The following is a 21,976-nucleotide window of genomic DNA, read 5'->3' as shown; positions in this document are numbered from 1 at the left end:
GGGTACCTAGCCGGTACCCGCCTCAACGGTTTTCTCTATGGGTTTTCTATAAGGGTTTTCTATATGTCGCGCGCCGTACGCCGGCAGAATTTGGATTTTTACTCGGGACTTTGGCTTTACTCGGGACTTTGGCTTTACTCGGGTAGCGGCATGGGGACGGGGTCTTTGCCAGCATCCTTCGGCTGGGGAGAACCACCTTTCGTGGTGGTCAGCGTAATACCCACACTCGCGGTCATCAGCAGGAAAATCGCCACCCAACGAATCGGACCGGTCTCCTGATTGAGCAGCGCCCAACCGGCAATCGCCGCAATAGCGGGCTCCAAGCTCATCAGCACACTAAATACACGCTCCGGCAGGTTACGCAGAGCCATCAGCTCCGCGCTATAGGGAATCACCGAAGCGAATATGGCGGTACCAAAAATCATGAGGAGCAGTATCGGATCCTGCGCCGCATTCCAAATCGGCTGAGGCGCCGGAACAACCGCCGCCACCGGGGCAATAAACGCAGCACCAACAAGCATCGCCACCGCCAGGCCGCTCGCACCCGGAACCAGGGCACCCACCTTCGCGCTAGAGCGAATATACAACGCCCAGAACACGCCAGCAATCAACGCGAACGTCAGACCCAGGTAATCGGTATCCTTACCAACCGCCGCCTCATAGCCGAGCACCAGCATGCCCGCCAGGGCGCAGAGCACCCACACCGCGTCGCGGAGCCTGCGAGTGAGCATGGACGCCAACGCCAGTGGGCCCAAGAACTCCACCGCAACCGCCAAACCAATCGGGATGCGGTCAATCGCGCAATAGAAGAAGCCGTTCATCAGACCGAAAGTCATACCGAAAATGATGACGGCACGCCACTGCTCCTTCGACCACGACAACGCACCAGGCGGCATTTCGCCGCCGCGGCGGGTACGCCAACGCGCCGCCAACCACACGGCACTACCCACCACAATGGAAGCAATCGCCAGACGGCTGACACTAATAGCTAGAGTACCAAACAGCGGGAAGAGCGTCACCGCAAACGCAGCACCGAACTGCAGCGATGAGCAGGATATCAGCACAAACATAATGCCCAGTGCGGGACGTTGAGATGAAGTATGCGGCATGATTCTCCTTTCTGCTCCTCACAAGGAGGCGGTGCATCTCTCAAGGTGTACAGGTGACGAATCGACTCGGGCGGGGGGGCAAGAACCTGACCAGTGCAGTTAAGGGCAGTTAAAGAGTGCGCCCCCGGGCAACACGAGAAACTATCCTACTCGTTACCCGGGGGTGCTAGAAGCCGTCGACACGCTCAAAATCACAGCAGGTTAGAGGCCCTTCGCCTCACGGTCAGCCTTAATCTGAGCGGCAGAAGGAATCGTAATGGAGCTAGTCGCCATATGCGCAATATCAACTGCGTGGGCATCCACCGCGCCGGGCAGGTAGCGATCGGGATCCTCCATAGTGCCCTCCTCCTGCGCTCGCTTCTGCGCACGAGCGTGAGAAATCGAAATGCCGATACTCGCAGCCACCAGCAGAGCAATAGCAGCCCAACGAACCAGGCCGGTAGCTTCACCAAGCATCACAATACCCACAGCCGCCGCAATCGCAGGTTCCAAGGACAGCACCACGCTATAAATATGCGCGGGCAGCAGACGCAGCGAAGAAACCTCACCCAGAGCCGGCAGAGCAGAAGCCAGCAGACCCATCAGGCAACCAATAGCCAGCAGGTTCACATCCTGGGTGACCTTCAACAGGTTATTGCCACTCAGAATAAACGGGAACGGCAGAACCAACAGGGTCGAAACAGCGTTACCCATGACCATGCCACCCATACCCGGGATGAGTGCGCCCACCTTCTCAGTCGCCAGAATATAGGCGGCACGAGAAATAGCGGTCAGCACCGCAAAGAACACACCCACCAGGGCGAAATCCTCCGGCTTCGCCTGCGACTCAGCGGTCAAAATCGCCATACCCGTAAAGGACAGCGCAATCCACACCAGATCCAGTTTGCGGCGCGACATAACCGTCGCCAGCACCAGCGGACCCATGAACTCAATAGCCACCGCAATCGCCAGCGGAACCTGCTCAATCGCCACATAGAAGAACGCATTCGCGCCGGTCAGCGCAATACCCATGACAACAACAGTCAGCCACTGCGCACGAGTCCACGAACGAATCTGCGGGCGGAAAAACACCCACATCAAAATGGTGGAGGTCAGCAGGCGCAGAGTCACCACGCCCCAGGGGCCCAAATCGCCCATCAGCTGCTTAGCAAGAGCCGCACCGAACTGCGCCGAAATAATCGCGCCGGTCGCGTACGCAACACCCAACCCCTGAGTCATGACGGGGGAACGCGCAGCATTGGGCGTATGGGTGGAAGAAGTCATAGCAATCCTTATTAGTCCAGAAGAGGTGTCAGCCGCTATCTGTTATCAGACGCAACCCGAATCATCGTGAAACAGGTCACGCACTATGCAAACAATGAATAGTGTGTAATCTACGACAATTTTACGCGCTTTAAAATCCGGCGCAAATAAAGACTAAAACACCTTAACAGGCGGTCAAAAAACCACACGCCCTCGGTGAAATTTCACCTCCACACCCCGACGAAACCCCCATATTCAGGAAATATTCACCAAGCCATGATTTACTGAGAGCATGCTTGACCCGAAGAAGTCTCTATTCGATGAAGACGGCAACCCCCGTCCCGCGCTAACCACCACCCTCGACAATGTACTGCGCATGCAACGACCGCTCGCTCTGTCCATCGTCAAAAAACTCCGTGAAGCGCACCCCGACGAAACCCCCGAACAAATCCACAAGCGCCTTGACCGCACCTACCTGCGCGACATCACCGCCATCGGCGGTGTCACCGGCGCATCCGCATTCGTGCCCGGCGTCGGCACCGTCACCTCCATGAGCCTGTCCGCCCTCGCAGTCGGCGGCTACCTCGAACGCACCGCACTCTACGCCCAGGCAGTCGCAGAACTGCACGGCGTGCACGTACACACCGCCGAAACCGCCCGCTCCATGGTCATGGCAATCATGCTCGGCGAAGAAGGCTCCCAGCTCATGAACACCGTGCTACTGCAGACCGGCAAGGCAGGCGGCGTCTCCAACAAGTGGGGCATGCTGCTCGGCAACTCCTCCAGCGGCAAGATGTTCAGCGTTGAACGCACCATCCGCAACCTGTTCATCCGCCGATTCCTCACCCGCCAGACCGGCGCACTGCTCGGCCGTGCCCTACCCTTCGGCGTAGGCGCAGTCGTTGGCGGCGGCGTAAACCTGACCCTCGGAAAGGACGTTGTGCGCAACACCCGCCGAGCCTTCGGGGACGCACCCGCCTACTTCCCCGCAGAGCTCATGATTACCCCGCGTGCACCGCGCGTACAGGGCGGCGAAGGTTCGGAAGGCCCTTTCGGCTTGGCTGGTTCCCTGCTTAAGGGCGTCAAGGACGCAGGTAAGGCGGCAGGCAAGGTCTTCACCCGCGGCAAGGGCAACGACACCGAAACCGGTCACCACCGCATGATCGGCCGCTAAAATCCTCGCCAGCTAACAGAACATAGCAAAGACCCAACATACTAAAGACCCCAGCTCCCTAAGGGAACCGGGGTCTTCTGGTTTTAATCCTTTGCTACGAACTAAGCGTTCTTCGCGTGATCCAACAGCTGAGCTGCAATACCGTTGTAGGTGTGCGGAGTCAGAGCCGACAGACGCGCCTCAGCCTCGGGGGAAAGGCCCAGAGTAGCCACAAACTCCTTCAGACGAGCAGCATCCACGCGGTGACCGCGAGTCAAATCCTTCAAACGCTCATACGGGTTCTCCATACCGGGAACACCCGCGATAGCCTCAGCGCGCATCACCATCTGGATTGCCTCAGCCAGAACCTCCCAGTTTGCATCCAGATCAGCGGAAATAACCTCGGTCGCAATATCTAGACGCTCAAGACCCTTCACCACATTGGAGATAGCCAGCACCGAGTGACCAAACGCCACACCAATATTGCGCTGCGCCGACGAGTCAGTCAGGTCACGCTGCCAACGAGAAGTCACCAGGGTCGAACCCAGCGAATCTAGCAGAGCGTTGGACAGCTCCAGGTTTGCTTCCGCATTCTCAAAGCGAATCGGGTTCACCTTGTGCGGCATAGTCGATGAACCGGTCGCACCAGCCACCGGAATCTGACGGAAGAAACCAATCGAAATATAGCTCCATACATCGGTGCAGAGGTTGTGCAGCACGCGGTTGAAATGAGCGATATCCGAGTACAGCTCAGCCTGCCAGTCGTGCGACTCAATCTGAGTGGTCAGCGGGTTCCAAGTCAGGCCCAGGTGCTCCACAAAACCACGAGAAACAGCCTGCCAATCAGCGCTCGGCACCGACGCATAGTGCGCGGCGTAAGTGCCGGTTGCACCATTAATCTTGCCCAGGAACTCGGTAGCAGCAGCGTGCTTCACCTGACGCTTCAGGCGGTAGGCGAGAACACCCAACTCCTTACCCAGGGTAGAGGGAGTTGCAGGCTGACCGTGAGTGCGGCACAGCATCGGCACGTCGCGGCCTTCCTCAGCCAGCTTCAGCAGAACCTCAATCAGCTCCTCCGCGGCAGGGATCCACACGTTCTCAACGGCGTCCTTGATACCCAGCGCGTAGGAGAGGTTGTTAATGTCCTCAGAAGTGCAACCGAAGTGAACCAGCGGCACCAGGTGACCCAGGCCCAGGTCCTCCAGGCGGCGACCAATGTAGTACTCGACCGCCTTCACATCGTGAACGGTGACAGCCTCAATCTCAGCCAGCTCCGCCACAGAATCAGCATCAAAATCGGTGACAATCGCGCGCAGACCGTTCTTCTGCTCACCGGTGAGCGGGGACAGGCCCGGAAGAATCGAATGCTCGCACAGGTATATGAACCACTCAACCTCAACGTGAATGCGGTCGCGGTTCAGCGCCGCCTCAGAAAGGTAGTTGGTCAGGGGTGCGGTGGCGGATGCGTAGCGTCCGTCCAGGGGGCCCAGCGCAAGTTCGCCGGTGCCCAGGTCAATACGGCCAGAAGGCAAGAAGGTGTTATTGGTGTGAGACATAACTCTATTTTTGCATGAATTCGCCGAAAAAAAGAGGCGGGAAGAGTATATGGACGTGACGGGTGGTTCGGTTAGTTACAGAAATATGACAAAACGAGGTGCTGCGGAAGGGGTGTTTTTCAAATCTTGGGAGGTCAAAACGTGCGAATTTTTCGAAACAAGCCTGAGTTATCCACAGGTTGGCGTACTCAGCCTGCACGGTTACCGCGGCAGATTTAGCCTAAAACAAACCCAAACACAGGACAGAAACAGGCGCACAAACAACCAGTCCAACCACCGAAAGGACGCCCCGTGAACACGATCGTCGATACCGCACCATCTCCCGCACCCCAGCTGCCCCGCATCGAACCAACCGATATCCTCCGCGCAGCAGGACACATGGGCATCGGCACCGCCGCCGGCTACGCCCTCGCCAAGCAGCTCATGGCCGCCGCCGCCCTCGCCCGCGCCAAAGGCGCAGAACTCGCCCACAGGATGCGCACCGAAGCCCAAGAAATCCACACCGCACACCAACGCGCCAACGAGCTCAACGGCGACCGCTGGGCATCCGAAGCCGGACGCGCCTACCGGCGACAGCTCGAAGAACACCGCGAAAAAGTCCGCAACCAAGCCGAACAAGCCGAAGGCACCGCCGCCATGATCGCCGCCGCCGGTGAAGAACTCGCTAACGACCTCACCGCCAAAGCGCAGGCAATCAAAGCCTCCGCCTCCGCCGTAGATAACCTACTCGGCAAACTCGCCGACGGTGCCGCCGACGCCCTCGAAAAACTCAACCCCGGCGAAATCATCGCCCGCTCAGGCGTGCAAAAAGCCCAGTCAACGCTCGATTCACTCATGCACGTGAACCTGCCCGACGGGTTGAGCTCGCTCATCCGAACCCACTAACCTCACCCCAGGAGACACCATGATTACCGGACCCACCGTTGCGCCCAGCGGCGACCTCAGCAACTCCGCGGGGCCCACCGCAGGCACCATCAGCGTTGAGCTTGAAGAAATGCCCGCCATCGCCGACGGGCTCGACACCGTCAGCCGCACCTGCGCCGACCGTACCATGCCCATTCTCGGTATCGCCGCTGAAACTCGTCTCTTCCTCGGCATCAACGGACGCGCCCAGCAGGCTGCCGCTATTTGCGCCGTCCTTGCCGCAGACCTCGGCGGAAGCGCACTAAAGTTTGGCGCCACCGCAGTCGCCGTCCGTGCAGCCCACAGCTCCTACCTGCAGGTTGAAAGCACCGTCGCAGGCTGGTTCGACTCCATGGGCATGGCAAAGGACGGCAAGCTACCCGACGGACGCAGCACCCGAGATCACTTCCGCGGCCTCATCGCTGGAGAACCCGGCGAAGCTGAATACCTCATCAAGCTCACCATTCCCGAGTTTGGGTACTTCTCGGCCTCTCGGACGCTGCCGTATTCGCCTCTCGTGGCGGGTATTCTTTTCGGCTTCACCGCCTACATGGATGCCAAGTGGAATCCCGAAATTGCGCGCCAGCGAACAATTGACCGCGTTGCAGACATGTTTGGCATTCCGCGAGGACTTGCTCGAAAGGCACTGGGAGGTGGCTTATTTAGTATCTTCAGTATCGTCAAATCTGGAATCGATACCTATCTTGGCACTAAGGCTCATAATATTCGGACCGCTTCCGCCGATGCATACGGTATTGCTACGCATCGTGGTGAGAAAAGCCAGCTTTCAGCAGGTGCCAGCTCAGATCGTCTTCTTGCGGCTGCTAAGGCACAGGATCAGGAATTTGAGCGTTCCCGGCAAAACCCCTCGACCGCTGAACGTAGTGCCGTGCTCGTCACCGTCATGTACGAAGCAGGGCACGAAGGCGACCCCGCCCATGCCCTGTATGTGGTGAGCGTTCCGGGTACCAACTTTAACTCCTGGGGCGGATCCATCATAGATGTCCCTGGTGCCGAACGCGAAGCATTGGGCAAAGATACCCTGGAAAACCCCGCCTATCAGATGGTTTTGCAAGCCCTCCGCGATGCCGGCGCGCCTCAGGGCGCCCGAGTGTACTTGGAAGGCTTTAGCCAGGGAGGCATGATTGCCTACAACATGGCGAATAGTACTGAAGTCGCCAGAGAAATCAACATTGTGGGTATCTACGCCCAAGGGGCTCCGCTACGAGGCTTGCCCGCCAAACGCCGTGATTTTGCTGTGGACTACGTGGAAGGAGAAGGAGACTGGGTTCCTGACTCTGCATGGCGAGAAGATGGATGGCATCCTGACGACCGTGATACAGCAATTACCGTCCAGAATCCTGAACATGATGGAGGAAAATATCGAGAAACCCTAGAACGCGAAGGATATAGTGGAGCGGTATTTGGCGGTATGCGTGCCGCAATGGACGGTAAAGAGTACGCGCTGGGGGAACAGAAGGTAACCTCAGCCTCAAGCCTGCCGGATGGTCTGCCTCCCGCTGTACGAGTGGACATAACTATCAGACGTGCCGAGGGCTACGGCGCGGCAGCCCTTGTATCAGGAACGGTGCCTGGTGCCTTGGGTATAGCTGAGTTCGCTGATGAGAAGACAGGCGGGCGTCTGGGGCAAGCAAAGCGTGGCATCGAAGACACCGTCTCAGACATCCAGCAGGGCATGGAGATTGCCAAGCAGAAGGCCGAGGGTCTTCAGCGAGAAGCTGGAGAATCCGCCTGGGCGGATGCTAAGCAAATCCCCGCCGTCATCGAGGGCGTCCAAAAGACCCTCCCTCACCCCGAGCCGACTCCGCAGGAAAAGCCTCAGAACCCGAAGCCTGCTTGGCCCGAAACCCCTGTGCCGCAGATGCCCAAGGTGCCCCTCCTGCAGGGATACAACCCGCAGTATCTGCCGCCCGCCATCAATATGCCGGGCGACCTGAGCCGCCCCGAGCCTGCCCCCATCAAGATGCCCGCTCGAATCGAGGCAGAGGGGCAGCTACCCCCTGCAAGTCTGATCCCGCCGGACATTCTGCCCAAACCGGCAGATCTACATACGCACATCGAAAAGGCTGTTACTCAGCCAATCATCGATCAGCTGCAGCTTCCTACAGCTGGTTCCGCGCTCAAGAATCCTCCAACCTTCGGACCCGGGCAAGGCGGAGACTACGACGGCAGTGAGTCGCTCATTCCTACCCTGCCGAATCTGAAGCCTGCACCCATGCTCCCACCTAAGAGCATTGACCCCGGGTTCCTCGCACCAACTCCACCCGAGAACATCGATCCCGGGTTCCGCGCCCCAGGCCCTCCCGAGGACCTGACTCCCATCGAGGAGCGGGAACCCCTAATGGTCTAAACACCGAGTCTAAAAGCACCAATCTTAAGGACTCGGTGGAGGGTGGAGGGGACGAGTAGAGTAGAGAAGAGAAAAGGAGGGGCACCACCGGAACCAACCCCGGCGGCGCCCCTCCATCTTTGCGTACAGCTTTTATATACAGCCTTTGCGTACAGCGCTCGCGGCCAGTATCTGTTGCCTGCACAGCTACAGCTTGCTCGCGACCTGCTCTCCAGGTGAGAAGCATTAGCCTCCGAGCCGCCCGCAGGCACATACTGGAACCATGAGCCAGTCAGCTGAACACACCAACATCCCGGTCCGCCCCGTCTTCAACACCCTGCCCAGCTACGCGGCAGGCAAGCCGCCCGCACCCGTCGAAGGCCTCACCCAGTACAAGCTCTCCTCGAATGAGAACCCGCTGGGCCCCGTACCCGAGGTGGCGCGCGTCCTCGCAGAATTTGCGACCGCGCACCGCTACCCCGATCCCCTCTCCACCGCCCTGCGCCACAAGCTCTCCGCACGGCTCGGCGTGGAGGCTGACGACATCGTCACCGGTGCCGGAAGCCTCGGCGCGCTCAACCAAATCCTCAAAACCTTCGCCGGTGTAAACACCGATGGCGTGCAGGACGAAGTCATTTACGCCTGGCGCTCCTTCGAGGCATACCCGATCCTCGTCGGTATTATGGGCGCTCGCAGCGTGCAGGTGCCGAACCTGCCCGACGGCTCACACGACCTGGACGCTATGGCGGCAGCCATCACCGACCGCACCCGCCTGATCCTGGTCTGCACCCCCAACAACCCGACCGGCCCCGCCGTCACCGAACGCCAGATCCGTGCGTTCCTGGAGAAGGTGCCCGCCGACATCCCCGTGGTCATTGATGAGGCGTACTTCGAGTTCTGCGCCGCCTCCACCGTGCCGGACAGTGAAGAAGCCCCGCTGAACGGCATGGACATCTACCGCGACTACGAGAACGTCATTATTCTGCGCACCTTCTCCAAGGCGCAGGGCCTGGCGGGTCTGCGCGTGGGCTACTCGATTTCGCACCCGCAGATTACGCAGCACCTGCGCGTGGCGGCAACCCCGTTCGCCGTGACGGCGCTGGCTGAGGCGGCGGCTATCGCCTCCATTGAGCATGAGGATGCGGTCATGGAGCGTGTGAGCCACCTGGTTGCTGAGCGTGAGCGCGTGACCGCTCGACTGCGGGAGCTGGGCTACGATTTCCCGAGCACTTACGCGAACTTTGTGTGGCTGCCCCTGGGGGAGCGCACGGGTGAGTTTGTGCAGCTGATGTATGAGCATGCGCTGTCGGTGCGTGTGTTTGGTACCGAGGGTGTTCGCGTGAGCATTGGTGAGGTGGAGGCGAATGACCGTTTCCTCTCGCTCTGTGAGGTCTTCGCGAAGGGGCTCTAGAGCGTATTGTGAAGGGGCGGGGGTACCCATTCGACCCTAATTGAACAATGTACTATTTTCCCTTGTCGAGGTTTGTTTGAGCTTTTCAAATGGTTCTCGAGTGGGAAAAATGATGGCCCGAAAAAGCTCTCAATAGTTAAATTAAACCTCCTATATATTCTCGAAAAAGAATATATAGGAGGTTTAATTTAATGATGTTCAAATAGTGAATGACAGGGCATAATGCACTGCGTTATCAGCGTAACTGCCGCGAGATAAAGCCGAAAAGAGTAGACTGGTAACTATATATGCCCAGACCCTCACAGGCTTGCCGGAACACCTCAAACCCTGCACCATCAGGTGAAAGTTGAGACTAAAACCCAAGTCGCTGAGGGCCAAGCCCTCGTCACGTGTGGAGGTTAGATGCACGAGAACGACAAGTACCCCGGAGTGCCCGAACTCATCCAGCTCATGGATGAAAACGGCGCCGTACATGAACACCCCACCTACAGCCGGTACATCGAAGACGTCAATGCAGACACCCTGCGCGAGGCATACCGCCTCATGTACACCACCCGCCGATTCGACGACGAGGCAACCGCCCTGCAGCGCCAGGGTCAGCTCGCCCTCTGGGTACCCAGCCGAGGCCAGGAAGCCGCACAGGTCGGCTCCGCACTCGCCTACGCACCCAACGACTACATCTTCCCCTCCTACCGTGAGCACGCCGTCGCCCTGACGCGTGGCGTGGACTTCCGCGACCTGATCACCATCTTCCGCGGCTCCACCACCCACGGCTGGGACATGAAGGCACACAACTTCCACACCTACACCAAGGTGCTTGCCGCCCAGACCCTGCACGCAGTCGGCTACGCCATGGGTCTGAACTTCGACGCCGACATCGAGGCTGAAACCGGCACCCGCCGCACCGGTCAGGGCCAGGCGACCGACCCCGCCGAGGACACCCAGAAGCCCGCCGTGGCGGTCTACTTCGGTGATGGCTCCTCCACCGAGGGTGACGCACACGAGTCCATGGTTTTCGCCGCCTCCTATAATGCGCCGGTGCTCTTCTTTGTGCAGAATAACCGCTGGGCTATCTCGGTGCCTTTCGAGGTGCAGTCCCGCGTGCCGGTGTCCACCCGCGCCGCAGGCTACGGCTTCGAGGGTATTCGCGTGGATGGCAACGATGTTCTCGCCGTGCTCGCCGCAACCCGCTACGCCATGGAGAAGATCCGCGCCGGTGAAGGCCCCGTGCTGATTGAAGCTGAGACCTACCGCCTCGGCCCGCACACCACCGCGGACGACCCCACCAAGTACCGCACCGATGCCGACCTGGAAGGTCCCCTGCGCCGCGACCCCATGTTGCGCCTGGAGAAGCACCTGCGCGAGCAGGGCTACGCCGACGATGCCTTCTTTGAAGAGGTTGCAGAATCCGCGCAGCAGGTCGCGAACGGCGTGCGTGAGGCAGTGCTGAACTCCGAGGTTGCCGACTTTGAGCGTTTCTTCGACCGCGTCTACGTGCAGGAACACCAGCAGGTGGAAGACGAGCGCGAGTTCTACCGTAACTACGTTGCAGGCTTTGAAGAGGAGTAAGCATGAGCGAGAAAATTGAACGTTTGACCCTCGCCAAGGCGATTACCCGCGGCCTGGAAGACGCCATGGAAGCCGACCGCACCGTCGTCATGCTCGGTGAGGATATCGGCAAGCTCGGCGGCGTGTACCGTGTGACCGAGGGCCTGCAGGCGCGCTTCGGCAACCGTCGCGTCATGGATGCACCCCTGGGTGAGTCCGGCATTATCGGCACCTCCATCGGTATGGCGCTGCGTGGATACCGCCCCGTGCCGGAGATTCAGTTCGACGGCTTCGTGTTCCCCGCCTACAACCAGATCACGAGCCAGCTGGCGAAGATTCACAACCGCACCGACAAGCAGTACACGGTGCCGGTGACTATCCGCATTCCGTACGGTGGCGTGATTGGTTCGGTGGAGCACCACTCCGAGTCCCCGGAGGCGCTGTTCGCCCACACTGCGGGTCTGCGTATTGTGACCCCCTCGACCCCGCACGAGGCGTACTGGATGACCCGCAAGGCGATTGAGTGCCCCGACCCGGTCATTATTTTTGAGCCGAAGCGCCGCTACTGGCTCAAGGGTGAAGTAGACTTTAGCGACACTTCCTTTGACCCGTTTAGCGCCCAGGTGGTGCGTGAGGGTATGGATGCGACCATTGTTGCGTACGGTCCGCTGGTGCCGGTTGCTCTGGCTGCGGCAGAGGCTGCCGTGGAGGATGGCCGTTCGATTGAGGTCATTGACCTGCGCTCGATTTCGCCGCTGGACGTGTCGACCGTTGCCGCTTCGGTGGCGAAGACTGGCCGCCTGATTGTCGCGCACGAGGCGCCGACCTTCGGTGGTATGGGCGGTGAGTTGGCTGCGGCGATTACGGAGCGTTGCTTCTATAGCCTGCAGGCGCCGGTGATTCGCGTGGGCGGCTACTACATGCCGTACCCGGTGTCCCGCGTTGAGGAAGAGTACGTGCCCGATATTGACCGTATTCTTGAGGCAGTTGACCGTGTTTTTGACTACTAGGCATTCCCTGATCTGACGTATCAGCGTGTTGCGCTATGGCGGGTTGCGAGCCCGCACAGAATATTCCGTATAGGGTATATGCCCTAGTGAGAGGTAAAAATGTCCCAGATTTTCCCGCTCCCTGACGTGGGTGAAGGCCTGACCGAAGCAGAAATCCTCAGCTGGAAGGTGGCAGTCGGCACCGAGGTCGCCATCAACGACGTCCTCGTCGAAATTGAAACCGCGAAGAGCGTCGTGGAACTTCCCTCGCCCTTCGCCGGAACCGTCGAGGCGCTACTTGTTGCCGAAGGCGAAACCGTTGAGGTGGGCACCCCGATTATCAGCATCTCCGGTGGCGACAACGCGCCCTCTACCCCGGCGGCACCCGCCGCGGCAGAGGCTGAGTCCGGCACCGCACTGGTCGGCTCCGGCCCCAAGGCGGACGCTGTGAAGCGTCGCGCCCGCAAACGCCCCGCCTCCGTAGCCCAGCCCGCACAGGCTCCTGCGGCACCGGTCGCACCGGCTGTTCAGGCACCCGTGGCGCACACCCCCGCCGACTCGGGGAACCGCAACCAGGGACTGCTGGGCGAGCTGGCTGAGCGTGCCTCCCGCTTTGTGGAGAACACCCCGCTGAACTCGGTGGTGCAACGTCTGGTGCCCGAGCCCGCAGCGGCTCCCACACCGACTTTGGCTCCCGATCAGGTTCCGCACCGTCCGACCCTCGCGCCGCCTCCGGTGCGCCTCGCCGCAAAGGAGCTGGGTGTTGACCTGGCGAACGTGACCGCTACCGGTGCGCGCGGTCAGGTGACCAAGCAGGACCTCATGAACTATGTGGCGCACCTGAGCGATGTGCAGCATAGCGGCGCCCGCCAGCCGTTCTGGCAGCCTGCAGCCACCCCCGGTGACCGCATTGAGCGCATCCCGGTGCGTGGCGTGCGTAAGGCTACCGCGAAGGCGATGGTTTCTTCGGCGTTTAGTGCCCCGCACGTGTCGATTTTCGTGGATGTTGATGCCTCCCGCACCATGGAGTTCGTGAAGCGCTTGAAGAAGTCCCGCCACTTTGAGGGCGTGAAGGTCACTCCGTTGCTGGTGCTTGCCGCCGCGGTCATTTGGGCTGCTGAGCGTAACCCGCAGGTCAACGCGACCTGGACCGATAGCGAAATTCAGATTAAGCACTTCATGAACCTGGGTATTGCTGCGGCGACGCCGCGCGGCCTGATGGTTCCGAACATTAAGGACGCGCAGGAGCTGTCCCTGCGTGAGCTGGCTATTGCGCTGAACAACCTGACCACTCGCGCCCGTGAGGGTAAGACTCAGCCCGCTGAGATGGCGAACGGCACCTTGACCATTACGAACATCGGTTCGCTGGGTATTGATACGGGTACCCCGATTATTAACCCCGGTGAGGTGGCGATTGTTGCCTTCGGTACGATCAAGCAGAAGCCGTGGGTGGTTGATGGTGAGGTCATTCCTCGCTGGGTGACGACCCTGGGTGGCTCCTTCGATCACCGTGTGGTGGATGGCGACCTGTCGGCTCGTTTCATGGCTGATGTGGCTGCGATTCTTGAGGAGCCTGCACTGTTGCTGGACCACTAGGCGGAACATTTTAGCTGGTCAGTGCCGTATTGTTGGGTAGCTGAGGCCGTTTAGGATACAGATATTTAGACACAGAAAACCTCCGGTACCTACGTAAGGTACCGGAGGTTTTCTGCACGTTTTATCCCTATCGCAACGAGGCGCAGATGCTTAGAAGCTTAGGCGTCTTCGCGTGCCACCTGCTCGCTCGGGTACTTGTCCACGCGGCGGTGGTACAGGCGTCCCAATAGGCCGCCGAGGATAGCGCCGAGGAAGCTCAACGCCAGAACCAGTAGAACCGCGAGCAGACCGTTCGCGAAATCGCCCGCAATCAGCTTCTGCAGGGACAGGGACGCGACACCGTTCTGGAACAGCTGAGGCGCGAGGAAGGTTGCCAGGGACCCTAGGATGAGCGACATAATCTGCCAGAGCCACACGGCAATGCCCTGCTTCGTGCCGGCGAATCGTGCCATGCGTCCCGCAGCGTAACCGCCCACCAGGTAGGCGAAGAAAATGAGCACACTCAATGCTACCGCGACCGGCACGGCGTTCGATGCGCCGCTGAAGAGTCGGGAGACCACCGTGGCGTAGTCGATGGACTCGCTCTGACCGGTCAGGGTCAGCCACGACTGGATAGCCCACAGGCCACCGTCCATGAGGGAGATGGTGATTAGCCAGCCGAGCAGGCCGGGCAGCAGGTGCATACGGGAGTAGCGGCTCTTCTGCATGGACAGTGCTGTTGCGGCGGTGAGGATGGGTTCCGAGCCGGCGGCATCACCTGCGGGGGTGTGGATAACGAAGTAGTCATCAGCCGCGGGGGCAGCCTGCGGGGCGTTCGAAGCCGCATGGGCGTTGCCGGGTGCGGGCACCTCGTAGCTTGCCGCCGCAGTCAGCGCAGTAGCGGGTGCGGTAGAAGCATTACCGCGTACGTTGTCCGCGCTGGGAGCTGCAGGCTTGTCGAGCCAGCTGAGGTTATCGGTAGCGGGTTTGCCCAAGTCAGCGCCGGAATCTGCACTTTGAGCGGCGCTGTTTGCGGAGGGGAGCGGCTGGGTTGCGGTAGCCGCCTCGGTGAGGGGGCGGGTCGCATCCTGCGAGGACTGTGCGGAGGACTGAGCCGAAGAGGCCGCCTCGTGCGCCTTTTCGTGGGCGCGGCGTGCGGCGTTCAGGTCCTCATCGGTCAGAACCACGGTGGGGTCGTCGGAGGAGAATGCCGCCTCCCACAGGTCACTTTCGGTGGGGGAGGACGCCGCGGCGGCCGGGCGCTGCTGCGGGGTATTGTTCTGTGCGTTCATTAAATCCTTTGGATTCTAGTCCTGGGTGCCGATTTAGCGGTTGCGGTCAGCGTAGAAGGCTCGTGCTTCTTCCAGGGCTTCTGCGGAGTAGGTGTGCGGGTATGCCGGGCGTTCGTTCTCGTCCAGGGTGCGGATGACGCGGCCGGGGTTGCCGATCACGAGGGAGTTAGCTGGGACGTTCTTGGTGACGACGGTACCCGCGCCAATCACGGAGTTCTTGCCGATGGTCACACCGCCCAGGATGATAGCACCACCACCGATCCAGACGTTGTCTTCAACGGTGATGGGCTCGCCACCTTCCCAGTATGCGGCGCGGTCGACTGGGTTGAGCGGGTGGGTGGGGGTGAGGAACTGCACGTTGTTGCCGACGAGCACGGTGGAGCCGATGCGGATCGGGCATACGTCCAGGAAGACGCAACCAAAGTTGAAGAAGGAGCCGTCACCAATATAGGTGTTCACGCCGTAATCGAAGCGTGCGCCGGGGCGGATGTGCGAGTGCTCGCCCAGGTGGCCGAGGTGTTCACGGTAGACGTGCATTGCCTGCGCTTGCTCGCCGCGTGCGTAGTGTTCTTCGGCGAGGACGGTTGCAGCGTGGATGCGCTTAGTCTGCGCGGTGCATTCGGTGTCGGGCATGTAGGCGGAGCCGGAGACCATGCGGTTGAAGATGTCGCCGTTGGGGCGCTGTGATGTGTGCATTAGTGGGCTCCTCTCAGAAGGTAAGCAAGCGCGATGATGGCCATTCCAAACAGGATGACGACTCCTCCGGCGATAGTGAATCGTTTGGAAATTTCGCGGAGGAGCTTCTTGAACTGCTCATCAGCGATGTCTTGCTGTCGTTTACTCATACTTTAAGTATCCCAGAGTTGCTGGGTTCTGCCTTAGTGTTTCGGAGTTTATTGCGGTATCTGGGGCGGGTGTACCGTGTGATTTTCAGCGTGGAAAGAAGTGGTGCTGAGTTGAAGCGTGAGGGTGTGGGAAGGCACAATCAAAGCATGACTGAGGCTCAGAAGAACACTAACCTGCAGGATGCGGCGGCACCTGCATCCCCCGCTGACGTATCGGCTGGTGCGCATCCGTTGACGCATCGTCCCTGGTTGAAGAATTATTCTTCGTGGACTGCCCGCGATATTGAGCTGCCCGAAACTTCGCTGAGCCACCTCATTGACGAGGCGGTCCGCACCGTACCCCACAAGGTGGCGCTGGAGTTCTTTGGCGCAACCACGACCTACGCCGAGTTGGGGGACCAGATTGAGCGTGTTGCGGAGGGTCTGCGTGTGGCTGGTGTGCAGGCGGGTGACCGTGTCGCGCTGATTTTGCCGAACTGCCCTCAGCATATTGCGGCGTTCTACGCGATTTTGCGCCTGGGCGCGATTGTGGTGGAGCATAACCCTCTGTACACGGGCGCGGAGTTGCGCCATATGTTTGAGGATCACGGCGCGAAGGTCGCGATTGTGTGGGATAAGATTGCCTCGCATATTACGGGTCTTCCTGCGGATATCCGCCCGAACCATATTTATTCGGTGAACATGATTTCGGCGATGCCCGCGCTGATGCGTACCGCGCTGAAGCTACCGTTGAAGAGTGCGCGTGCTTCGCGTGAGAAGCTGACCGGTTCTGCGCCGGGTACGGTGTCGTGGGCTCAGCTGGTGAAGAGCGAGCGTATTGACCCGTCGCATCGCCGCCCGACGGCGCACGATATTGCGTTGCTGCAGTACACCTCGGGTACGACCGGCCTGCCAAAGGGCGTGATGCTCACGCACCGCAATCTGGAGTCTAACGGCCGCATGGGTGAGGCATGGATTAACCCGGGCGATGACGAGGTGATTTACTCGGTTCTGCCGCTGTTCCACGCGTACGGTATGACCCTGGGCGTGACGATTGCGTCGCTGTGCCGTGCCCGCCTGGTGCTGTTCCCGACCGTGGACATGGACCTGATTTTGAAGGCGATGAAGAAGACCCGCCCGACCATTCTTCCTGCGGTTCCGCCGGTGTATCGCCGCCTGATGGATGAGGCGAAGAAGCGCGGTGTGTCCCTGGAGGGTATCCGTTACGCGGTCTCTGGCGCAATGAACCTGCCGCCTGAGCTGGTTGCCGAGTGGGAGGAAGCTTCCGGCGGTTTCATGGTGGAAGGCTACGGCCTGACCGAGTGCGCGCCGCTGGTGTCCTGCAACCCGCTTAATGATACTCGCCGTGCCGGGTTTATTGGTGTTCCGTTCCCTTCCACCGATATTCGTGTGGTGGACCCGGAGACCGGTGCCGATGTGCCTGATGGCGAAGAGGGCGAGCTGTGGGTGAAGGGCCCTCAGCGTTTTGCCGGCTACTGGAAGCGTGAGGATGAGACGGCGAAGACCATTACCCCCGATGGTTGGTTGCGTACCGGTGATATTGTGCGCCTGGACGAGGATTACTTCATTCAGATTGTCGACCGCATCAAGGAAGTTATTATTACCGGCGGTTTCAACGTCTCCCCGACGGAGGTTGAGGTCGCACTCAAGCAGCACGACATGGTCGCGGATGCGGCGGTAGTCGGTATTCCGCTGCCCGCCGGTGGTGAGATGGTGGTTGCCGCTGTGGTTGCCGCTCCGGGTCGAGTGGTTCAGGAGCATACTCTGCGTGAGCACTGCTATTCGAAGGTGACTCGTTATAAGGTTCCGCGCCGCATCGTGGTGGTGGAGGACCTGCCCCGTTCGATGCTGGGTAAGGTTCTGCGCCGTAAGGTGCGTGAGCAGCTGATTGCTTCGGGCGAGTTCGGTCAGTAGGTTGATTCCCCTCCGCCGTAACGGGTGGACACTATGCACGCCGGCTTGGGTTTTTGTACCCGGGCTGGCGTTTTGTGTGCGCCTGAATACATGGTTAATGACGCTTTGTGACCTGGTAATAATTACCGCGTGACGAATTATGACAAAATATGACGACCTTGACGTTCTGTGTCTCATGAATAGCCCTTAACTTCCACACCCGCCCTTGTGCGTGCTGTAATTGTCCCATCATCATTCCCATCGGATGTGCTAGTACCAACGTGAGCACCCGGTGGAACGCATCATCATTCAACAGAAAGATTCATAGCCGTGAAGAAGTTTGCTGCTGCACTCGCAGTTGTCCCCCTAGTCTTTGGCCTGGCAGGCTGCGGTTCCACCAACTCCTCCTCTTCCTCCGCTAAGAAGATCACCATCGGCGTGGTCGGCACCGAGAGCGCTAACAAGGTCCTGAAGGAAGAAGCTAAGAAGCAGGGCATTGAGATTGAGTACAAGGAACTGACCGACTACTCCCAGCCCAACCCCTCCGTGGACTCCGGTAGCCTGGACATGAACCGTTTCCAGCACATCGCATACCTGGCGAACTACAACGTTGAGTCCAACAAGGACCTGCAGATTGTTGGTGGCACCAACATCTACCCGATGGCTCTGTTCTCCAAGAAGCACTCCAACCTCTCTGACATCCCTCAGGGCGGCCGTATCGCTATCCCGAACGACCCGGTGAACGAGGCTCGCGCTATCAACCTGCTCAAGGCTAACAACCTGGTTAAGCTCAAGTCTGAGACTGAATCCCCCACCGTGGATGACGTGGACACCGCTAACTCCAAGGTCAACGTCGTTGCAGTTGACGCAGCACAGACCGTTGTCTCCCTCGAATCCGTGGACGGCTCCGTCGTCAACAACACCTTCCTCAAGGATGCAGGTCTGAAGCCCAGCGAAGCACTGGCGCAGGATGACCCCAAGAACGAGTCCGCACGTAAGTACGTGAACCTCTTCGTTGCTCAGAAGGACAAGGCTGACGACGAGACCTACAAGAAGGTCGTCGAAATCTTCCACAGCGAAGCAGTTCAGAACGCTGTAAAGGAAGACTCCAAGGAGACCGCGGTTGAGGTAAACCTCCCGGTCGAGCAGCTGCGCGAAACCCTCGCGAAGGAAGAAGCAGCGTTGCGCGCCAAGAAGTAATCTTCTAAATACACGCCTCCTCTAGGCATACGCAAAGGCGGTAAGTCTAAGCACCCGATGTGGGTCACGACAGGCTTACCGTCCTTTGCGTAACGGCGTTAATACCCTTTAGCGCCTCAACCACGACATAGACGGATACAAACTTATGAGTGAACTGGTACAGAGCTTCGGTGACGGCACCGAGCCCATGGTGGTTCTGGACGGAGTCTCCAAAGTCTTCGGCAATGGCCCCAAAGCAGTAGTTGCTGTGGACAACGTCTCCCTCAGCATTAACCGCGGCGAAATCTTTGCAATCATCGGCTACTCCGGCGCCGGTAAGTCCACCCTGGTCCGCCTCATCAACGGCCTGGAAACCACCACCAGCGGCACCCTGACTGTCGGTGGCTTCCAGATTTCCGGTAAGCGCGACTCTGAACTGCGTGAAGCACGCACCAACATCGGTATGATCTTCCAGCAGTTCAACCTGATGAACTCCCGCACCGTGCTCGGTAACGTCGAGTTCCCACTGAAGATCGCCGGCTGGTCCAAAGCTGAGCGCCGCGCCCGCGCCCTGGAAATGCTGGAGTTCGTGGGTCTTGCCGACCGTGCCGGTCACTACCCGAACCAGCTTTCGGGCGGTCAGAAGCAGCGTGTGGGTATTGCTCGTGCGCTCGCGACTAACCCCGCCTTGCTGCTGGCGGATGAGTCCACCAGCGCGCTGGACCCGGAAACCACTCATGAAGTGCTCGCACTGCTGAAGAAGGTCAACCGTGAACTGGGCGTGACCGTCGTGGTGATTACCCACGAAATGGATGTGGTCTCCAGCATTGCTGACCGTGTGGCTGTCATGGAGTCCGGCCGCGTGGTGGAGCAGGGCAACGTTTACGACGTCTTCTCCAACCCGCATACTGACGTGGCAAAGCTGTTCGTGGCAACCACCGTCAAGCTCGCCCCCACCGGCAAGGAAGCGGCTGAGCTGCGCGCGAACCACAAGGGTTACCTCATCAACGTTGAAATCGTGGAGGGCAACCAGGAGCTCGGTAAGGTGCTGTCCTACCTGGGCGCCCGTAACGTCCGCTTCAACATTGTTAGCGGTGGTATCGAGACTCTGCAGGGTAAGTCCTACGGCACCCTGTCCCTGGAGCTTATCGGTGAAATCACCAGCATTGACGCCGCCGTTGCCGAACTGAAGACCGTCACCCGCGTGCAGGAGGTGCGCTAAATGTTTGCTTCTATTCTGCCGCTGGCAGCTTCTAAAACGGACTGGTCTGAGTTCCTGCCCGAGAAGCTGATTCCCGCTATTGGTGAAACCTTCCTCATGGTGTCGGTGACCATGGTCTGCGCCGGCTTTATTGGCCTGATTATTGGTGCGCTGCTGTACACCACCCGTGAAGGTAATATCTTCCAGAACCGCTTTGTGTACACCTTCCTGAATGTTCTGGTGAACGTGATCCGTCCGATCCCGTTCATTATTTTGATTGCGGCTCTGGGTCCGCTGACGACCCTCGTGGTTCATGACCGTCTGGGTGTGAACGCGGCAATCTTCGCGATGAGCTTCGGTGCTTCTTTCGCTATTGCCCGTATCGTGGAGCAGAACATGGTCTCCATTGACCCGGGTGTGATTGAGGCGGCGCGTGCGATGGGCGCTTCCAAGTTGCGCATCCTGTTCACCGTCATGGTTCCGGAGGCGCTTGGCCCGCTAATCCTGGGTTACACCTTCCTCGTCATTGGCGTGGTGGATATGTCCGCTATGGCCGGTTACGTGGGTGCTGGCGGTCTGGGTAAGATCGCGATTGTGGATGGCTACCAGCGCTTCAACGATGAGATCACATGGGCTGTTGTGGCGATTATTATCGTCCTGGTTCAGCTGGTTCAGTTCCTCGGTAACTTCCTGGCGAAGAAGGCTATGCGCCGCTAAGCTCGTGCCCCTATAGGTACAGCTGATAAAGCATAGAAGACCCCCGGTCTGCTCCTTGAGGAGCGGGCCGGGGGTCTTTCTTGATGCTACCTATCAGGCGAGGCTGTGGGGCGGTTAGGCGTCTGCGGTAGGTGCTTAGCCCTGCGCCGCCTCAGACTGCTATGCCTCAGACTGCTGTGCCGCCTCAAGCTTGGCGATCCATGTGCGTGCCGCCTCCCAGAGCTGCGGGTCATTGAACGAATCGAAGCGCCCAAAACCGGCCGGTGCCTTTGCCGGGTCGGTGCCTTCCGGAACGTAAATCATGACCTTCGTACCGGCGTCACGTGCCGCCTGCGCGCCCGCGGGGGAGTCCTCGAACGCCAGCGCCTCGTGGCCTTCAAAGCCGAGGCGGCGTGCCGCCTCCAGGTACATGTCCGGGGCGGGCTTACCGGTCGGAACGTCGTTGCTGCTGACCCAGGTGCGCACCAGCGGGGCGTAACCGTAGTTTTCCATCTTCAGGGTCAGAATGTTCGCGGTGGAGTTCGACGCCACCGCAACCGGCATGTGCTCGCTCAGGAAGCCCAGGAACTGTTGCGCACCCTCAATCAGGTCCACGCCGGAGCTGATGACCTTGTGCTCGGTGGTGAGCAGGTCCTTCATCACGCGTTCATGGTGCTCGGCGTACTCTGCGGAGGCGGTGTCCGGCTTCTGACCGTTCTGCGCCTCGTAGGAGAGCAGGGCAAGCTCCTGCGCGACGTCGGCTGCCGCCAGACCGGTGAGGCGGTGCTCAACCTCTTCGGTGAAGGGAACAGACCAGCGGGCGAAAAGCTCACGCTGCACATCGTTCCAGACGGTCTCGGAGTCGAGGAGGATGCCGTCGCAGTCGAAGATTGCGCAGCGGGGGAACCAATCGGAGGGTACTGTGTGTTCAAACATAATGTCAGTCTCTCACAGGGTTTTAGGCTACGGAAGCGGTGGCTCGGTGCGTGAGAAAACATGCAGGGCGCGAACCGGATAAGGGTACAAAAGCACGC

At 59.6% G+C, this 21,976-nt stretch carries 18 protein-coding genes; 11 read left to right on the top strand and 7 right to left on the bottom strand.

Features of this window, described 5'->3' with window-relative positions; translation table 11 throughout:
• Positions 1–134: 134 nt before the first annotated feature.
• The gene (locus tag NML54_RS05525) at positions 135–1,109 is read right to left on the bottom strand and encodes an EamA family transporter (RefSeq protein ID WP_254756470.1); all 975 of its coding nucleotides are present in this window, start codon (positions 1,107–1,109) and stop codon (positions 135–137) included.
• 201 nt (positions 1,110–1,310) lie between these two features.
• Positions 1,311–2,372: an EamA family transporter gene (locus NML54_RS05520; RefSeq protein ID WP_254756468.1), complete on the bottom strand. Its 1,062-nt coding sequence runs from the start codon at positions 2,370–2,372 to the stop codon at positions 1,311–1,313.
• A gap of 271 nt (positions 2,373–2,643) precedes the next feature.
• Here NML54_RS05520 and NML54_RS05515 point away from each other — a divergent pair, with 271 nt between their 5' ends.
• On the top strand, positions 2,644–3,525 hold the full coding sequence (locus tag NML54_RS05515; RefSeq protein ID WP_254756466.1) for a di- and tripeptidase: 882 nt from the start codon (positions 2,644–2,646) through the stop codon (positions 3,523–3,525).
• A gap of 101 nt (positions 3,526–3,626) precedes the next feature.
• Here NML54_RS05515 and purB read toward each other — a convergent pair whose 3' ends face one another.
• Entirely contained in the window at positions 3,627–5,060 is a 1,434-nt protein-coding gene (gene purB / locus NML54_RS05510) for an adenylosuccinate lyase (protein WP_254756464.1), read from the bottom strand.
• A 291-nt stretch (positions 5,061–5,351) separates the two neighbouring features.
• Between purB and NML54_RS05505 the strand changes: the two genes are divergently transcribed.
• The 6 genes from NML54_RS05505 to NML54_RS05480 all read left to right on the top strand — a co-directional run bounded on the left by NML54_RS05505 (position 5,352) and on the right by NML54_RS05480 (position 13,857).
• Positions 5,352–5,945, top strand: a complete 594-nt coding sequence (locus NML54_RS05505; protein WP_254756462.1) for an ABC transporter substrate-binding protein — start codon at positions 5,352–5,354, stop codon at positions 5,943–5,945.
• Between the two features lie 19 nt (positions 5,946–5,964).
• Entirely contained in the window at positions 5,965–8,334 is a 2,370-nt protein-coding gene (locus NML54_RS05500) for an extensin (RefSeq protein ID WP_254756460.1), read from the top strand.
• A gap of 262 nt (positions 8,335–8,596) precedes the next feature.
• On the top strand, positions 8,597–9,724 hold the full coding sequence (locus NML54_RS05495) for a histidinol-phosphate transaminase (protein ID WP_254756458.1): 1,128 nt from the start codon (positions 8,597–8,599) through the stop codon (positions 9,722–9,724).
• A gap of 402 nt (positions 9,725–10,126) precedes the next feature.
• Positions 10,127–11,293: a thiamine pyrophosphate-dependent enzyme gene (locus NML54_RS05490; RefSeq protein WP_254756456.1), complete on the top strand. Its 1,167-nt coding sequence runs from the start codon at positions 10,127–10,129 to the stop codon at positions 11,291–11,293.
• A gap of 2 nt (positions 11,294–11,295) precedes the next feature.
• The gene (locus NML54_RS05485) at positions 11,296–12,282 is read left to right on the top strand and encodes an alpha-ketoacid dehydrogenase subunit beta (RefSeq protein ID WP_254756454.1); all 987 of its coding nucleotides are present in this window, start codon (positions 11,296–11,298) and stop codon (positions 12,280–12,282) included.
• Positions 12,283–12,381: 99 nt separating this feature from the next.
• Positions 12,382–13,857: a dihydrolipoamide acetyltransferase family protein gene (locus NML54_RS05480; protein WP_254756452.1), complete on the top strand. Its 1,476-nt coding sequence runs from the start codon at positions 12,382–12,384 to the stop codon at positions 13,855–13,857.
• 158 nt (positions 13,858–14,015) lie between these two features.
• On the opposite strand, the gene NML54_RS05475 is transcribed toward NML54_RS05480, so the two are convergent.
• Genes NML54_RS05475 through NML54_RS05465 form a run of 3 tightly spaced genes read right to left on the bottom strand, consistent with a single transcriptional unit; the run spans position 14,016 to position 15,973 of the window.
• Positions 14,016–15,128 (bottom strand): hypothetical protein, encoded by a 1,113-nt coding sequence (locus NML54_RS05475; RefSeq protein WP_254756450.1) that lies wholly within the window; start codon positions 15,126–15,128, stop codon positions 14,016–14,018.
• A gap of 33 nt (positions 15,129–15,161) precedes the next feature.
• Positions 15,162–15,824, bottom strand: coding sequence for a sugar O-acetyltransferase (locus NML54_RS05470; RefSeq protein WP_254756448.1), 663 nt, complete (start codon positions 15,822–15,824; stop codon positions 15,162–15,164).
• On the bottom strand, positions 15,824–15,973 hold the full coding sequence (locus NML54_RS05465) for a hypothetical protein (RefSeq protein WP_254756446.1): 150 nt from the start codon (positions 15,971–15,973) through the stop codon (positions 15,824–15,826). The genes NML54_RS05470 and NML54_RS05465 overlap by 1 nt, the downstream gene beginning before the upstream one ends.
• 147 nt (positions 15,974–16,120) lie before the next feature.
• On the opposite strand from NML54_RS05465, the gene NML54_RS05460 reads away from it, so the two are divergent.
• The 4 genes from NML54_RS05460 to NML54_RS05445 all read left to right on the top strand — a co-directional run bounded on the left by NML54_RS05460 (position 16,121) and on the right by NML54_RS05445 (position 20,963).
• The gene (locus NML54_RS05460) at positions 16,121–17,887 is read left to right on the top strand and encodes a long-chain-fatty-acid--CoA ligase (protein WP_254756444.1); all 1,767 of its coding nucleotides are present in this window, start codon (positions 16,121–16,123) and stop codon (positions 17,885–17,887) included.
• 309 nt (positions 17,888–18,196) lie between these two features.
• Positions 18,197–19,066: a MetQ/NlpA family ABC transporter substrate-binding protein gene (locus NML54_RS05455; protein ID WP_254756442.1), complete on the top strand. Its 870-nt coding sequence runs from the start codon at positions 18,197–18,199 to the stop codon at positions 19,064–19,066.
• A gap of 145 nt (positions 19,067–19,211) precedes the next feature.
• A complete protein-coding gene (locus NML54_RS05450; RefSeq protein ID WP_305882353.1) occupies positions 19,212–20,267 on the top strand; it encodes a methionine ABC transporter ATP-binding protein in 1,056 nt (351 codons plus the stop codon).
• Positions 20,268–20,963: a methionine ABC transporter permease gene (locus NML54_RS05445; RefSeq protein WP_254756440.1), complete on the top strand. Its 696-nt coding sequence runs from the start codon at positions 20,268–20,270 to the stop codon at positions 20,961–20,963.
• A gap of 159 nt (positions 20,964–21,122) precedes the next feature.
• Here the strand turns inward: NML54_RS05445 and NML54_RS05440 are convergent, their stop codons facing one another.
• On the bottom strand, positions 21,123–21,878 hold the full coding sequence (locus tag NML54_RS05440) for an HAD family hydrolase (protein ID WP_254756438.1): 756 nt from the start codon (positions 21,876–21,878) through the stop codon (positions 21,123–21,125).
• Positions 21,879–21,976: the final 98 nt, after the last annotated feature.

Origin of the sequence: Rothia gullae (genome assembly GCF_024294905.1) — a bacterium.
Classification (GTDB): domain Bacteria; phylum Actinomycetota; class Actinomycetes; order Actinomycetales; family Micrococcaceae; genus Rothia.
Note: the sequence above shows the minus strand (reverse complement) of the source record. Positions and strands in the feature narration are given on the sequence as shown.

Coding starts and splice junctions, on each gene's coding strand:
- NML54_RS05450 (WP_305882353.1), top strand. CDS start 19,212: ATGAGTGAACTGGTACAGAGCTTCGGTGACGGCACCGAGCCCATGGTG.
- NML54_RS05480 (WP_254756452.1), top strand. CDS start 12,382: ATGTCCCAGATTTTCCCGCTCCCTGACGTGGGTGAAGGCCTGACCGAA.
- NML54_RS05465 (WP_254756446.1), bottom strand. CDS start 15,973: ATGAGTAAACGACAGCAAGACATCGCTGATGAGCAGTTCAAGAAGCTC.
- NML54_RS05515 (WP_254756466.1), top strand. CDS start 2,644: ATGCTTGACCCGAAGAAGTCTCTATTCGATGAAGACGGCAACCCCCGT.
- NML54_RS05500 (WP_254756460.1), top strand. CDS start 5,965: ATGATTACCGGACCCACCGTTGCGCCCAGCGGCGACCTCAGCAACTCC.
- NML54_RS05460 (WP_254756444.1), top strand. CDS start 16,121: ATGACTGAGGCTCAGAAGAACACTAACCTGCAGGATGCGGCGGCACCT.
- NML54_RS05490 (WP_254756456.1), top strand. CDS start 10,127: ATGCACGAGAACGACAAGTACCCCGGAGTGCCCGAACTCATCCAGCTC.
- NML54_RS05485 (WP_254756454.1), top strand. CDS start 11,296: ATGAGCGAGAAAATTGAACGTTTGACCCTCGCCAAGGCGATTACCCGC.
- NML54_RS05495 (WP_254756458.1), top strand. CDS start 8,597: ATGAGCCAGTCAGCTGAACACACCAACATCCCGGTCCGCCCCGTCTTC.
- NML54_RS05520 (WP_254756468.1), bottom strand. CDS start 2,372: ATGACTTCTTCCACCCATACGCCCAATGCTGCGCGTTCCCCCGTCATG.
- NML54_RS05470 (WP_254756448.1), bottom strand. CDS start 15,824: ATGCACACATCACAGCGCCCCAACGGCGACATCTTCAACCGCATGGTC.
- NML54_RS05525 (WP_254756470.1), bottom strand. CDS start 1,109: ATGCCGCATACTTCATCTCAACGTCCCGCACTGGGCATTATGTTTGTG.
- NML54_RS05475 (WP_254756450.1), bottom strand. CDS start 15,128: ATGAACGCACAGAACAATACCCCGCAGCAGCGCCCGGCCGCCGCGGCG.
- purB (WP_254756464.1), bottom strand. CDS start 5,060: ATGTCTCACACCAATAACACCTTCTTGCCTTCTGGCCGTATTGACCTG.
- NML54_RS05445 (WP_254756440.1), top strand. CDS start 20,268: ATGTTTGCTTCTATTCTGCCGCTGGCAGCTTCTAAAACGGACTGGTCT.
- NML54_RS05440 (WP_254756438.1), bottom strand. CDS start 21,878: ATGTTTGAACACACAGTACCCTCCGATTGGTTCCCCCGCTGCGCAATC.